This window comes from Paenibacillus sp. FSL M7-0420 (genome assembly GCF_038002345.1).
Lineage (GTDB): Bacteria > Bacillota > Bacilli > Paenibacillales > Paenibacillaceae > Paenibacillus_AQ.
The window spans coordinates 6,387,985-6,403,505 of record NZ_JBBOCJ010000001.1 but is presented as its reverse complement, the minus strand read 5'-3'; the positions used below and the strand labels follow the sequence as shown (position 1 = coordinate 6,403,505).

The 15,521-nt window shown below is 38.1% G+C and carries 12 protein-coding genes; 11 read left to right on the top strand and 1 reads right to left on the bottom strand.

The annotated features are described in order from the left end of the window. The first annotated feature begins 6 nt into the window (after window positions 1-6). From arsC to MKX51_RS27285, 10 genes are all read left to right on the top strand, one after another. Window positions 7-426, top strand: coding sequence for an arsenate reductase (thioredoxin) (arsC, locus tag MKX51_RS27330; protein WP_340952680.1), 420 nt, complete (start codon window positions 7-9; stop codon window positions 424-426). A gap of 48 nt (window positions 427-474) precedes the next feature. Beyond that, entirely contained in the window at window positions 475-906 is a 432-nt protein-coding gene (locus MKX51_RS27325) for a protein-tyrosine phosphatase family protein (RefSeq protein ID WP_340994577.1), read from the top strand. 214 nt (window positions 907-1,120) lie between these two features. Beyond that, window positions 1,121-1,303 carry a hypothetical protein gene (locus tag MKX51_RS27320; RefSeq protein ID WP_340994576.1) on the top strand — a complete coding sequence of 61 codons (183 nt, stop codon included), beginning with the start codon at window positions 1,121-1,123 and terminating at the stop codon, window positions 1,301-1,303. Between the two features lie 359 nt (window positions 1,304-1,662). Then, the gene (locus tag MKX51_RS27315) at window positions 1,663-2,466 is read left to right on the top strand and encodes a TnsA endonuclease C-terminal domain-containing protein (protein ID WP_340994575.1); all 804 of its coding nucleotides are present in this window, start codon (window positions 1,663-1,665) and stop codon (window positions 2,464-2,466) included. Between the two features lie 14 nt (window positions 2,467-2,480). Continuing rightward, window positions 2,481-4,622: a Mu transposase C-terminal domain-containing protein gene (locus MKX51_RS27310; RefSeq protein WP_340994574.1), complete on the top strand. Its 2,142-nt coding sequence runs from the start codon at window positions 2,481-2,483 to the stop codon at window positions 4,620-4,622. Further along, window positions 4,622-6,337 carry an ATP-binding protein gene (locus MKX51_RS27305; protein WP_340994573.1) on the top strand — a complete coding sequence of 572 codons (1,716 nt, stop codon included), beginning with the start codon at window positions 4,622-4,624 and terminating at the stop codon, window positions 6,335-6,337. The genes MKX51_RS27310 and MKX51_RS27305 overlap by 1 nt, the downstream gene beginning before the upstream one ends. Before the next feature lie 20 nt (window positions 6,338-6,357). Then, complete coding sequence (locus MKX51_RS27300; protein WP_340994572.1) at window positions 6,358-8,265, top strand: TnsD family Tn7-like transposition protein; 1,908 nt, start codon at window positions 6,358-6,360, stop codon at window positions 8,263-8,265. A gap of 17 nt (window positions 8,266-8,282) precedes the next feature. Then, on the top strand, window positions 8,283-9,878 hold the full coding sequence (locus tag MKX51_RS27295; RefSeq protein ID WP_340994571.1) for a TnsD family Tn7-like transposition protein: 1,596 nt from the start codon (window positions 8,283-8,285) through the stop codon (window positions 9,876-9,878). A gap of 128 nt (window positions 9,879-10,006) precedes the next feature. Further along, window positions 10,007-11,737: an ATP-dependent nuclease gene (locus tag MKX51_RS27290; protein ID WP_340994570.1), complete on the top strand. Its 1,731-nt coding sequence runs from the start codon at window positions 10,007-10,009 to the stop codon at window positions 11,735-11,737. Further along, window positions 11,725-13,287: a UvrD-helicase domain-containing protein gene (locus MKX51_RS27285; protein WP_340994569.1), complete on the top strand. Its 1,563-nt coding sequence runs from the start codon at window positions 11,725-11,727 to the stop codon at window positions 13,285-13,287. Before MKX51_RS27290 ends, MKX51_RS27285 begins: the two co-directional genes overlap by 13 nt. A gap of 376 nt (window positions 13,288-13,663) precedes the next feature. Here MKX51_RS27285 and MKX51_RS27280 read toward each other — a convergent pair whose 3' ends face one another. Continuing rightward, entirely contained in the window at window positions 13,664-14,572 is a 909-nt protein-coding gene (locus MKX51_RS27280; RefSeq protein WP_340994568.1) for an AraC family transcriptional regulator, read from the bottom strand. A 180-nt stretch (window positions 14,573-14,752) separates the two neighbouring features. Here MKX51_RS27280 and MKX51_RS27275 point away from each other — a divergent pair, with 180 nt between their 5' ends. Further along, a complete protein-coding gene (locus tag MKX51_RS27275; protein WP_340994567.1) occupies window positions 14,753-15,490 on the top strand; it encodes an SDR family oxidoreductase in 738 nt (245 codons plus the stop codon). Window positions 15,491-15,521 lie beyond the last annotated feature (31 nt).

Below are 15,521 nucleotides of genomic sequence, written 5' to 3'. Positions count from 1 at the left end.
GGACTCATGGATAAGAAAACCATTTACTTTTTATGTACTGGAAACTCCTGCCGAAGCCAGATGGCCGAAGGCTGGGCCAAGAAATATTTGAGCAATGAATGGAATGTGTATAGTGCCGGCATTGAGGCTCATGGTTTGAATCCGAAGGCCGTTCAGGCGATGAGTGAAGTAGGTATAGATATCTCAGGTCAAACGTCAGATATTATTGATCCGCAGCTGCTGAACAGCTCTGATCTCGTCATTACATTATGTGGAGATGCAGCAGATAAATGCCCCATTACGCCACCTCAGGTTAAACGTGAGCATTGGGGATTCGATGATCCGGCGAAAGCTCAAGGAACAGATGAGGAGAAGTGGGCGGTCTTCCAGCGGGTTCGCGATCAAGTGGGCGAGCGTATCAAACAATTTGCTGAAACGGGTGAATAGTCACGATGGTGGAGTAGCTGCTGATAATGAGACAGGAGAGAAACTATAATGGTAAATTATCATGAACTGATTGAAGGTAAAGTATATATTGGCGGGGAGAATGCACTGCTTGATGCCCTCCAGGAGCAAGAGATTTCAGATGTGTTTGATTTAAGAGATACCGGCACCAAAGCAGACGGTTTCCCTGAACAAGTAACCCGTCATCATAATCCGATTGTAGAGGATGAGAGCGGCCAAGAAGGTTCTGTACTAGCAGCGATCCAAGCGGTAACAGCAGCCGTGAATAACGGGAAGACAGTCTATTTCCATTGCGCTGGCGGACGAAATCGCACAGGTACGGTTGCTACGGGCTTATTGCTTGAATTAGGTCTTGCTACAACTGTAGAAGAGGCTGAAGCCTTGGCCAAGGAAAAACGTCCGGATATCAACATTAAGCCGAATATGCGTGAGATGCTGAAGGGCTTTTATCCTTCAAAATAAGTAAAAATGTTTATACAAAAGAACTATTTCCTCATAGAGAGCAATCAATACCTTTTTAAGAATTAATGTAGATAATAAATCCAGTATGTAACGGATAAGTTTCTTAATTAATACCAAAGATATATAATACAACTTGACTTCTCTAGACATAGTACCAAATAATAAATAGAAATTTAAGGTTATATTATTAAAATATAATTTAAAGAGGGATGAAATGATATTTGAAATTACAGCGGGAATGGAAAAGAGGATTAGGGAATGGGATGCTTGTAAAGCAGTTGATGTAACAGGAGCTAAGCTTTCCTATACATTCACTCCAACAAGTCTTGGTACAGTTATTTATGTTCAGTGCGATATCTGTAAGAGAGAGCTGAATCTTACGGAAGATTGGAATTGACTCAATGGTGTTATTTGTTAGAGCGTTGTACATTGATGTACGGACAACCTATTTTGATCATGCTCTTTGAGCATTGCAAAATTATACGGTATTCCACACCTGAATATTTTCTGAATGCGACGGATAAAAAATCAGATTCTCGTTAATAATCAATAATATTAAAAGCTGTTAATTGGAATTTGGTAGTATTTAAACGATGGAATTTGTGAAGTGTACTAAGGTTAGACTTGATTACGGAATAACAAGGAGATCTGTTTTGGAATGAGATACCAGGGTTAATGTTTATATATAATACTTCTAGAGACGCATAACAAATTTGTTATGCGTCTTTCTGTTTTCTACTATTAAAGGGGGTGAAAGTGATAAACACTGTAAATATAACGCACCAAAATCGACTTAAAGATGGCAGAGGGCAGGGCAGAGGGCAGGATTACATTCCGTTCATTCAAGCAAATGATAATAAGGTAGCATCTGAGGGGTGGTTAACACGTACGCAAGGATGGCATTCCAACCGTATTCATCATACGTTATCAAAATATGAGTATCAATACTTACTTGTACAAGAATGGACAGATCAGGTTACAGATATTAGAGAACAATTTCCCCTTCCTATTGAAGAAACTCAACGGATAGCGAGGAAACTAAATATTATGCACGCTCACCTAAAAGGGGATGATGTTGTTCAGACCTCTGATTTTATGTTATCCATTAAGGACAATAAGAAGGGGATAATTGATACAGCTAGAACGTTCAAACCAACGAATAAATTGACCAAAAGGACACTTGAATTATTCGAAATTGAAAGGCGGTACTATAAAGAGATTGGTATTGAATGGAAAGTAGTGTTCGATATAGGAAGGCCGATCAATTTTATAAAGAATATTGATTGGTTACACGATGCATGGCGGCCAGATGTTCGTCCAGGCATGGATTCTGAGATGGTCAACATCATAGCTGAACCTATATTCGAAAAACTGAAAAAGAATGGTACCAGCTTAACCATAAGCAAAAGTTGTTTAAAATGCGATCAGTTTATTGGTCTTGAAGCCGGAACATCAATGTTTATGGTAAAACACATGCTTGCCAATAAACGTTGGGTTACAGATATGAATGCTTTAATACGTGAAAGTGCTCCTTTGGCTTTAGAGAAACCAGTAAAATGATGGGGGTGAATCAAATGATTTACCAGAATTCTGTTATCTGTTTTCTTGATGCAAGTCTCAATAAAAAAAGAACTTTTGAACGCGTACTATGGATCGCTCCTGATCGATCTCAGGTTGTTCTTATTAACATTGATGATAAAAAGAAGATCCCTTTTCCCTATTTTAGAGACTATAACGATTTATTATACGAATTGGAATCTGGTGGCGCCCAAATTGAACTAATCGACCCCGACATGCGTATCATTGCTCCTGACGAAGAATATCTCAATAAATACTCCCAGAGAAGAGATGGGAAATTCTCAATTATTGAGAGTATTGTATGTAAAGAACCTGATATCTATATACCCGGAAAAAGAGGAAGGCTGGTCAAAGAGACTGCAGAGCAATTTAAAAAACAAGTGAATTGGGTCTACACATTACTGAAGAAATATTGGTTCTATGGGAAGAATTCAAATGGTCTTTTAAATGATTACTTTGATGTTGGGATCAAAAACAGTGAATCAAATAGGAAAAAAAATACGGGTCCTGAACCTGAGAGTGGCAAAAGCTTTATTATCACTAAGGAAGACAAAGAGAAGTTTAGAAAGGCGATCAAAAAATACCATACTAATCAAGGAATGGATCTTAGGTCAACGCACAAACATATGTGTGAGGATGAATACGCGGAAGGTTACTATAGAAAATATAACGAATTGATTCCAATTGTTGGAGGACCAACGGAGCGGCAATTCCTATATTGGTATAACAAGGAGTATAACAAAAAGGGAAAAGTTGCTGCTAAATCAGGTAAACGCAAAGCTGAAATGCTTGCAAGATCTTTACTTAAATCCGCAAATGGCGATATCCAAGGACCTGGAGCACTTTATGAAACGGACTCAACTCCTGCTGATGCTATATTAGTCTCGTTAGATTATAAAACTGTTATTGGAAGACCGCATGTCTATTTTGTAAAAGATGTAAGCAGTAGGTTAATTGCAGGGATGCACGTTTGTAAAACTCCTTCATGGGAAGAGGAGATGGTTGCACTTGAAAATGCCTCAACGGATAAAGTCTCATTTTGTGCAAAGTACGGGATAACCATCACTGAAGAAGATTGGCCGGCAAAACATTTACCTTCATACATTGTGGGAGATAGAGCAGAAATGAAAAGTAAAAATTCTAACAACCTTGTTCTTCTCAACATACGTGTAGGCAATCCTCCATCTTATCGTGGAGATTTAAAACCTTATGTTGAACAACAATTTAGAGAGTTCTGTAAGCGAATGAGGGAAATAATTCCAGGAGGAGTTGACAAGGTACACAGAGATAGAGGAGATAAAAATCCAGAGAAGGAAGCAACCTACACATTTGACGAATTCACAAAATTAGTTATTTTATTCGTCCTAGAATATAATCGAAAAGCGCTAAGTGAGGAGTTTTTAGTCACACGAGAAATGTTTGTAGATAAGGTCGAGTTAACACCATTATCAATGTGGAACTGGGGAATGAAGTCTAATCTTTTACTGGAGCAACCACGTAGTTTGATTAGGCATACACTTCTCCCAAAAGAAACGTGCAAAGTTACACGGAGAGGTGTAGTACTAAAAAAAATAAACTATACCTGTCAACGTGGCGAAGATGATGGATGGTTCGAAGATGAGATGATAGAGGGTAAAGGTGAGGTTGTGGTTAGTTATGACCCACGAAATTGTAGCAGTGTATTTATCAGGCTGAGAAATGGAAAAGAGGAGCAACTCTTTCTTACTGAAAAGGTTAAGGAGTATGAAGGTCTTCATTTTGATGATGTAAAGGTAATTATGCAATTCAAGAATAAACAGTTAAAGAAGAGTAAGGCGAACAGAAATCAAATTGAAGCTGAGTTGGATGCAGTAGCAAAAAAAGCAACACAAATACAAATAGCAAACATGAAACAAGCCCAAATGGGTAGGCATAAATCGGCTAGATTTAAAGATAAAAGGAGTGTTAGAAAATTCGAGAAAAGGATGGGATCAAGTACAAATGCTTGGACAGCTACCACCGTATCTCAGCGGTCACAGGTTTTATCTTCAACTACTAAACATATGAATGAGATTCCTGAGACTGAAGTAACTCAGAAGTTGAATAAGATGCAGATATTTCTTCTAAGCAAAGATCAGGAAAGGAGGTCAACCAATTAATGGAGAGCAAAAAAGAACGCTATATTTTTCTAAAAGGCAGACAAATTAAAGCAGAGTATATTGAACAAATCGTTGAGGCCTATCAAGGAAATCCGTTTATAGAAGCACTGCCGCCTAGGTTCACGCAAGATCAGTTGTATCAAATGCTGGATTCTGTCCCTCGCTTTTCCGGAAACCTTAATGAACTGGATTTAGAAGATCGCATAGAACTGATTCAGCAGATCAAACCAGGATACTGGAAGCCGTTAATAACTCACTTTGAGAGATATAGAAACATATACAATATGATAAAAATTGGATACCAATCTAGAAACCCGTTAAGTTCTATGTACCAAAGAGAGATGGCAGTCGGATTAGATAACATTTTAGCACATGGAACAGATGAGTATGGCAGGAATCTAGCCGGAAATATTCAAACAGCTCAAATGATGGCGGATATTGGACTTAGTGGGATGGGGAAAACGAAATCTTATGAAAGAATACTGAGTCTGTTTCCACAAGTTATTCTTCATAAGGAATACAAAGGAGAACCTTTTCCAGTTAAACAGGTTATATGGCTTCATATCGAGTGTCCTAGCAATAAATCTGTGGGTGCATTATGCCGAAATTTTTATTGGGCAGTGGATAAATTGTTAGGAAGTAATTATTACGAAGAACTGGCCGAAAAAGATGGTCGCGCTGAAGTTCTAGCCAAAAGGATGGCAAAGGTTGCCGGAGATATCAGTCTAGGTGCTTTATTCATTGACGAAGTTCAACGAGTACACAAAGGACATTCCGGTGGTGAAGAGAAAATGATTGATTTCATTACGGAACTTACCAATTCAATTGGCATACCCATCGTACTGATTGGTACGTTTAAAGCACTTTACTTATTTAAGACCTCCCTTGCTAACACCCGACGTGGAATTCCAGACGGTTATGCCGAGAATATTACTGATCGAATGAAGGATGATTTAGAATGGGATATGTTTATTGAAGGGCTTTGGGAACTTCAGTATACAAAAACGTACACAGCTTCAACATCGGAACTTAAGGCTATGATGTATTATCACACACTGGGTATTCCTAACTTTGCTGTGAAATTGTTCATGCATGTTCAATGTCGTGCAATTTTATATGAAAATGATGAAATTATTACTGCTGAATTGATTGAAAAAGTAGCCAATAAAACATTTAGGTTAGTTCAACCAATCTTCGAACTCATAAGGGGAGGTGTAGATATTGACCCTAGAGAATATGATGATTTAAAGCCGGATTGGATCACCTTTAAAGAATACTTGAAGGATGCGCAGCATCGCATTACTATTGATGGGCACCTCTCGGAGGAACATAGACTCATCCTGCTGCAACATAATAGAAGAGTTTTAATCGAGCAACTTGTTACATTTGCGATGAAAATGGGTTGTACTGAAGAAACTGCACTAACCTATGCTGAAAAGGTCGAGCTACATCACAGAGAAACTGGCAATGACATGGAGTTACTATATTTAGAATTAGCAAAACTAGTATTTGAAGGTAAATCAGACAGCTCCAAACAGAATAAGCCAGAAGTCGTCGAGACAAAACGAAGACAGGTAAAGAACAGGTCTTTAAAGCTTAACTTAGAGATAGAAGATTTACGATTTATAGTAGCTCAAGGGAAGTTGGATAACTTTAGTGTTGATGAGGCACTTCGTAATGCGGGAGTGGTTGGAGACTTTGATGAGTTTTTATAAGACGCACTAGGAGGGGGATTATGGGGGATTTAGTGGCTTTTCCTTTAACTTATCCTGACGAAGACTTTAGAAGTATTGTTTTCCATAGCCATCTTCGCTCGCCACTATTCTTTAGTAAAACAAGGTATAAGTTGCTTGGTGAATTTGGTATGAAGAAAACGGTTTTGTTTCCCTTGAACTTATCTCGAATAGAAAATGAATTTGAACTTACACCTGCATTTGCACAAAGAATTATAGAACATCACACGTTTTATCCATTTCTACGGCCGTTTACATCGAGTGAAAATCAGTCGAAATTTTGGGAGGTCATGTATTCAAGTAATTATGATATAAAAAGCAGATCTTTATTACTCAGAGTTACCCGGTTACTAATCCATTCTACTCCAAAGTACTGTCCCCACTGTATAAACAATGATTTTGACAAGTACGGGATTGTATATTTGCACCGTATTCATCAATGTTCTTTTTTACATCATTGCTTAGAACATAACTCCCAACTCATTGATGTATGTCCAGTCTGTGAGATCCCTTTAACTAATGAAGATTGTAGTCAAATGCTAATTGAGCCCACTTGCCCTAACGGACATGGAATTCATGTGAATGAGAAGTACTCTCCTCAAGTGCTTAATGAAAATAAACAACTGATTAACGATATAGACAATTTAATGAAACAGAAAGACGCTAATTTAGACACTACTTTTATCAAAATCATTTGTTCTGCTGGAGCCAAAGGCTATATTCGATTTCAAGGGGGGCGTCTCTATAAAAAGAAACTCTTATTAGATTTTTCGAATTTCTATGGTATAGAGTATTTAAAATTAATCGGTCTTGATGTTAATCAACTGATAAGTTCAAGACAGATGGTTAAACTTTTTGAAAAAAATTATCTAAAGGATAATTTCATCTTATATTTATTGATTATGAGATTTTTTGGCGGTGAGGTAGGAGAATGGTTTAGCAAAGATGAGGAGTACTCCATTCCTATTCCTTTCGGCAACGGACCTTGGCTTTGTGTCAATAAGATCTGTCCCCAATATAATAGGAGAGTCATCTTTAAACTGTTACGGAAAGCGCAAAGATGGGTTACTGGTCAATTCACTTGTCCATATTGCGGGATAATCTATACAAGGAGAGGACTACCTCATATCGAAGATGAGAGAACATATAATATTGATACTATGGGACATCTATTTATAGAGCAGGCCATTAACTATTATGAAAATGGAATGACAATAGATGAAATCGCCACGAAAGTTGCATCTAATAGGGTCACAATAAGAAAATATCTTTTGCCTCATAGAGGGTTAAAGCGAGTCAGAGATTATCCAGGAGGGATTGAGCCTGCCAATGTCATAGAAATGGGCTATCGCCAAGCAGCCGCGGCCAATTGGAATTATCGGGATGATTTTTTAGAGGTGAAGGAGATGCTAGGTCCTAATGCCTCTCGACATAATTTTCGTAAATGTATCCCATCTCAATATGAGTGGTTATTGAAAAATGACAGAGAATGGATAGAGGAGCACTTACCCTCGAGGAAAGCGATACCCCAACCAATTAATACAAAAAAACTCGATGATGAGTTGTTTCACATCATGGAGGTGGCCATAGAAACGGTTAAAAAAAATCCGCCTGCAGGACAAATTTCTAATATCACATTTTTTAAAGGCTTACCAAGAAAGCTAAAAGCACGTTATTATGAATTTCAAAATGATTTACCTCGTACAACGAAACTATTGGAAGCAAATGTAGAATCAATTGATCAATACGCAATTAGGATACTTCCCTATGCGTTGGATAAAATCAGAAATAGTGATTCAAAATATCGAAATTTAAGCATTAAACGACTTCAAAGAATCTCGACTGCGTATAAAAAATGTTCTCTACAAGTATTAGAGTGGGCTATCAAAGAAGCAAATAAATATTTTTAAAAGAGAAGGGGCTAACAATGATTTTTTTCCCACCTCCGTTTCCGGACGAGTTGTTGTACAGTGTATGTGCTCGGTATCATGCGCGGTCTGGTAATGAAAATGTTAAATTGACTATGAGGGATTTATTTGGGAAAAGGAGTGTCTGTGCAGTGACGGACTTCCCTGGACATCTTAACGATTTATATTTGCGTATTCCTAGACAAGCAATTTCCATTGCTACACTCCTTAATAATCATACATTACTTCCATACTTCCGACCTTATATCTCGCCTGAACGTTATGAAGGTGTTACTGAGGATATGGTTTACGGTGATGGCAGGTCTATTTATATGAAAATGGGTTTGGTAGCAAATGGGGTCAAACCGTTATTTCATCTAAGATATTGTACCTCCTGTGTTAAAGAGAATCGTGAAGTATATGGCGTGGCTTATTGGCATAGATGTCATCAACTTACGGGAGTAGACGTATGTCCTGTTCATAATTCCTGCCTGCAGTCTTCATCTATCCAATATGCTCAGCGGAGAAATAAGCATGAATTTGTTATGCTTGAGTCCATCGTTGGTAGTCTTACACATCAAATATGCTCTTGTGAGATAGATACTAAATTATTGGTAGCAAAAAAATCAGAATTCTTACTGAACATGAATTACCCATCCATAAATACAGGAGCATTAAGAAAAATATACTTAGGAAGACTGAATGAAATGGGAATGCTCACTGCTAATGGACATATTAGGTTTCAAGATTTGTTGCCTAAATTTGAATCCTTTTTTGGGCAGGGGTATCTTTTTGAGCAAGGATGTGTAGTGGATAAAAAGAGTCAGTATAGTTGGCTACATAAAATACTCCGGAAGCCGAGACATGCTGTACATCCTTTAAGGCACATCTTACTCCAGCTTTTTTTGGATATAGATGTGTCAGAGATACTTCAAAAAAAACATGAAGGCTTGTTCCATCCTTTTGGTGAAGGCCCTTGGCCTTGTCTGAATAGGGGGGCTGAGCATTTTGGAGAGCATATAATATCTAATGTTCGCATATCAAGATGTTATGATACAGGAAAACCTGTAGGTACTTTTAGCTGTAATTGTGGTTTTGTATACTCAAGACGAGGACCAGATATAACACTTGAAGACCTAACCCGAATCGGACGAATAAAACACTTTGGTTCGACTTGGATAGAAAAGCTAATTGAACTAAATAGTAATGGAGCACTTAGCTTACGTGAGAAAGCAAGGCAGCTCGGTGTTGATGCGGGTACGATCAAGAGGCAAACTTATTTGCTTAAGACTGAAGGGGAAAAAGGAATCCAGAAAAACTCTAATTCATCTAACGCATATTCCCCAAAAGCATATTCCCCAAAAGTAAATAATTGTAAAGAGAAAACTACTTACATAAAAATTCGGGTCGATTGGAGAAAAAGAGATGAATTTTTGACTCGAGAAATCAACCGTATAGTGGATGAGATGAAGAATCTGGGAGTGGTCCGAGTATCACGCAATGAAATTGGAAGAAGACTGCAGTGTTCTACGATGATTCGAACACAGATAAATAAATTACCGTTAACAAAAATAAAATTGGAAGAAATTACACGAAAAAGTATCAAAGTGCGTTAACCCCTTAAGTGATTGTGCTTGGGGATATTTGTCGTTTAAAAGAATATAATGTTTTTTATGGAGAAAATTTTTGGGTCTATGTTACTATTGAGATGTATAGTTAAATATTGGTTGGCGGGGGTGCAACTATGATATTTTCATCATTAATTATTAGTAAGTTTAGAAATTTTGAGTACCTAGAATTGGATTTAACTAATAAAAATGTGATATTTGGACTAAATGATATTGGTAAAACTAACTTCTTGTGTGCTTTAAGATTTTTGTTGGACAGAGACTTTAGAAGATACGGATTTGTTGACTCTGATTATTATAATAAGAAAACTGATACTGAAATTTCTATAACCTTGAAGGTAAATATAGAAGATGAGAATGACGCAGATAATAAAAAAATATATTCGTGTATGAAGGGTGCTATTCCATCTGGTGTAAAAGAGGTATATTTTCAATTGAAATCAACATACACTCCGGAGACATTGCGAGGAGATCCAAGAATGTATTGGGGCACTGAAAAAGATAATTTAGAGGATATCCCTAGTAGTCAAAATAACTTTGCAATAGATAAGTTATTTAATGTAGTGTATATCGATTCATCCATAAAGCTAGATTATGAATTTAAAAGATACACCAAAGAAATTCTTAGAGGAGATACAAGTTTAACTGAAGAAGAGCGTAGAAACATTAGAAAGCATATCTCTGATCTAAATGATAGTATCGGAGGATTAACCAATATAAAAAAATTTGAAAGTGAGTTAGTAGAAGAATATAAAAAGTACAGGAATGAAGGTAATCTAAATATAGCGATTCGTTCAGAAATCGAACTGAGCAACTTACATTCAAAATTAACCCCGTATATATTGAGTGAAGATGCCGAGACTTATCCAACAAGTGGTGATGGAAGAAAAAAAATATTAGCCTATACTTTGTTGACTCTGGAGAACAGAAGAATGGAAGAAAAAAGAATAAATGTTTTTTTAATCGAGGAATTAGAAAACCATCTCCATAGATCAATGCAAATTGCTTTATCTTTTCAATTGTTTAATGATAAGATTTTTGAATATTTGTTTATGACAACCCATTCTTCATTAATAGTTAGTCATATGGATGATGTCAACTTAATTAAATTGTATAGAAATGGTAAAATTATAGGCAATTCATATACATATACTGTTCCTAAAGAGTATAAAATGTTGAAGCAAAAATTGAATCAAAATTTAACTGAAGCAATATACGCCGATGTCGTTCTTCTCATTGAAGGACCATCTGAGAAAATACTTTTTGAGAGGATTCTTAAACAAGAATTAGAAAAGTATGAGAGTTATGGCGGGTATGTTTTGGAGGTTGATGGTATTAATTTCAGTGAATATGTAAAGGTGTTAACGTCACTTGGTATAAAAGTAATTATAAAAACCGATAACGATCTGAAACTAAATAAGGATAAAAAAGAATGTAACTTACTTGGATTGAATAGATGCCTTGATTTAGTGAATATACCCAAAAAGCCGAATTTGATTAGTATTGATCCCATCAAATATGACGCTGACCATATGTATAAAAAGAGTATACAAATAGAAGTTTTTGAAAAGCTATACCTTACTGAGGTTAAACAATTAAAAGCTAAAAAGATCTTTTTATCAAAAATAGATTTAGAAAATGATCTTTATGAAATAATCCCTCTTCCTATGGATGAATTATCTAAGGATAATAATAGCTCGAAAAATGCAGTCGACTATTTACAAAGTGCTAAGTTAATAAACATGATAGAACTGTGTACCAAATTATCTTCAACAGATTGCACTGCAATTTACAAAAGCGAGTTATTCGCTTGTTTAAAGGAGTTTGTTGAATCATGCTCCCAATAGATAATGAAGTGAGAAATCAAATACTTGAGAGTGAAGGTAATATTATTATCAGTGCAAGTGCGGGTACGGGAAAAACATATACAACCGTAATGCGTATAAAACTAGATGTCTCAAAGATCACGAATTATCAGACGTATGCAGCTGTAACATTTACAAGAAAAGCAGCTAGAGAAATAAGAGAGCGTCTAGGTCCGAATGTCGGAGAGGGTTATATAGGTACCAATGATAATTTTGTACTCAAAGAAATTATCGAGCCATTTATGTACGATGTGTATGGATCAGAGTATAAAAAGGAAATAAAGCCGGACTTTACAACGCAAAATGCTATTGTGGGCTTCCAAGCGGGAATTAATAAGATAAAAGATAGTGGGTTTATTTGTAAGTATAGAAATAATAAAAAGAATTTTTCTTTCCAACTCGCCTTGGATATTTTGAAGAACTCGCTCGCGGCAAGAAGGTATCTCAAATCGAGATATTTTAGATTCTATATAGACGAATATCAGGATTGTGACGTTGATATGCATAATTTATTTATTTTTATCTGTGAGTCACTGCAGATCCCGTTATTCGTTGTAGGAGACATTAAGCAGTCTATATATGGGTGGAGAGGTGCCTATAGTGATGGTTTTAAGGGGCTGATGCAAAATTCTAACTTTAGCTGCTTTAATCTATGGCATAATTTCAGGTCTAATTCTTCTATTCAAAACTACTCTAATATCTTTATGGAAGATGTAAGGAAAAATATTGATCCTAAAATTAACTTTAACAATGAAATTTATTCATATAGATTTCAAAATGAATCAGATGCAACTACTTTTGTGACGAGTTGGATTGATTCAAGCCAGAACTGTTCATTCCTACACTTTAGACGAGATTCAGCAGAGAAGTGGAGTGGGTTATTAAATAATAGTGGTTATGATTTTGTTTATATTCCGGCGTCTCCATTAGATAACTCTGACTTAGAAAGTGAACATGTATGGATTTCAAGACTCCTGGCTTTGTATTTACTTGAGGACAGGTTTAATGAATACGATGTTTTCGAGGAAATTCCACTTCCAGATTCTTATGACTTTAAAAAAATCCGTTCAATGTTAGCATCAATTCTTATAAATTTAAATACGGAAGAAGATTTTCGTAATGAGTGCCTGGGTTTTTATGAATACTTAGGTTATCCCAATAATGATAGTAGCGTGATAAAAGAAATTGATACACTATATTTTGTAGTTTGTAATGATAAATTCAAACCTACGTATAATGAAAAAAAGTATAAGTTCACATCTGGAACAATACATTCATCAAAAGGTTTGGAATATGATCAAGTTATTATTATAGCTAACGATTACAACTTAGCTATAGAAAATGACCGCTATCTTCATTATGTTGCAGTATCACGTCCAAAGAGTAGGTTGTTGATTTTAATTTATGACGATAATCGTGGGTTAGAATACATGCAAGAGTTAAAGCGAGCAATTACTGATACAAATACAATATTAAGCTCCAACCTTTCAGTTTCAGACATAGTCAAAATGAGAAAAGTAAACGGAATATAATTGTTTTATTACTATTAGTTTAAGGGAGTCACTTCACAACTTTAATGTCAGTGATAATTTTGATTCAACGTGACTTCACAACTTTAATGTATTTTGTTTTTTTTTGAAAAATAAGAAAACCCTTGATGTACAAGGATTCTTCACTTCACAACTTTAATGTACTTGAACAATTAATGTTGATATGAAAATATTCAACGATTAAGTTAATTCGTCTTGAGCCGTCCTGAGAAATTAGGGCGGCTCATTTTTTTGGATGGGAAGAAACAAATAATAAACCCCACCTCATCGTTAAAACCGTTAGAGTTTCCTACTGCTCATCAAACCGTGACGGAAAGCTGGATGTCGTCATGTGAACAGCTAAGTCTGAAGAAGTTAGCTACTTCGATAACCCAAGAATCTCCTGAACATCCGACACCGGAGGTCTCCCATACTGGCGGGCGTATTCGCGGCTGAATTGGGAGGGGCTCTCATAGCCTACGCGGAAGGCGGCATCGGAGGCTTGGAGGGATTCGGTCAGCATGAGGCGGCGGGCTTCCTGCAAGCGGATGACCTTCTGGTATTGGAGCGGGCTCATGGCGGTGACGCGCTTGAAGTGCTTGTGGAAAGCAGAGGTGCTCATATTTACGGACTCAGCAAGCTGTTCAACGACAAGGGATTGATCGTACTGCTTAGTGATCACTTGGATGGCTTGAGCAATCCGGTGCGCATGGCTTCCGATGATGGCGAATTGATGAAGGTGTGAGCCTTGGTCGCTCTGAAGAACGCGATATAGAATTTCACGGATCACGAGCGGGGACAGAACAGGAATATCCTGCGGCGCGTCGAGTAATTGGATGAGCCGTACAATGGCTTCTAGTAAGTGCCTGGAGGTTTGGGCAACCGTGATGCCAAGCGACGTTTCACCCGGGATAAGGGAGGAGTCATCCATTTCTTTTACAATTTCCAGGATGGTGCCCGGATCGAAGCTTAGCTTGATGCCCAGAAAAGGATGCTCAGGCGAAGCCCCGGTAATTCTCCCGTTAATCGGCAGCTCCACCGAAGTGACCAGGTAAGTGGAAGGATCGTAATGGTAACTTTCGCCAGACAGGGTGGCTGCTTTGGCTCCTTGGGCAACGACGCAGATCGATGGCTTGTAGACAGACTCCAGCGGTTCGGCTGCATCCGTGGCGTGCATCAGCTGCAAGGAAGGAATGTGCGTCTGGCGGGTACCTGTCGATGGAGCATGGCGAAGGATCAGTGCAGCCAATTGCTGCAAAAGCGGTCCGGTCCGCAATATATCGTCCAAGTTAGAAGCCTCCTTTTCCCATACTCATGGGGTTTGCTGTTAATCATAACGAGTTGAAGAGAAATAGGCAAGAAGTGAACAGGTCTGTTATAACTGGATGCTCTTCGATTGCGTTACAATGAATCCATAAGGCCAACCGATCATCATCCGGCCTAAGCAAACTTAAGGAGAGTGGTCCTAATGAGTCAGAACGGAAAAGTAGCCATCGTCACAGGTGCATCAAGGGGTATCGGAAGACAAATCGCCATCCAGTTGGCCGGGTTAGGAATAAAAGTGGCTGTCAACTATTCATCTAACCGGGTAAAAGCGGACGAGGTCGTGCAAATCATTAAGGAATCTGGCGGGGAAGCGATAGCCGTTCAAGGCGACGTAAGCAAAGTCAGTGAGGTCGAAGCACTTTTCTCGGAGACAATCGGGCAATTCGGGCGTATTGATATTTTGGTGAATAACGCCGGAATTATGGACTGCGTGCCTATTGCGGACGTAACGGAGGAGATGTTCGACCGGCACTTTGCTGTAAATGTAAAAGGGACTTATTTCGCCTGCCAGCAAGCGATGAGGAATATGGAGCGGGGCGGAACGATAATTAACTTCTCGACCTCAGTATCGGGCGCGATGCTGCCGACTTATAGCGTCTACGCCGCAACCAAAGGGGCCGTTGAGCAGCTAACCCGCCAGTTAGCGAAGGAATTCGGAGCGAAGGATATCGTCGTGAATTGCGTAGCACCCGGGCAAGTATCGACGGAGCTATTCCTGAATGGAAAATCTGATGAGCTGGTGGATTCCTTCCGGCGGATGAATGCTTTTGGACGGCTGGGCGAGCCTGAGGATATTGCGAATGTGATCGACTTGCTCGTCAGTGACAAGGCCCGCTGGATTACAGGGCAGACGATTCGTGTGAATGGCGGATTCAACTGATACAACTGATGAGTTCCGTCCTCTATCGCCT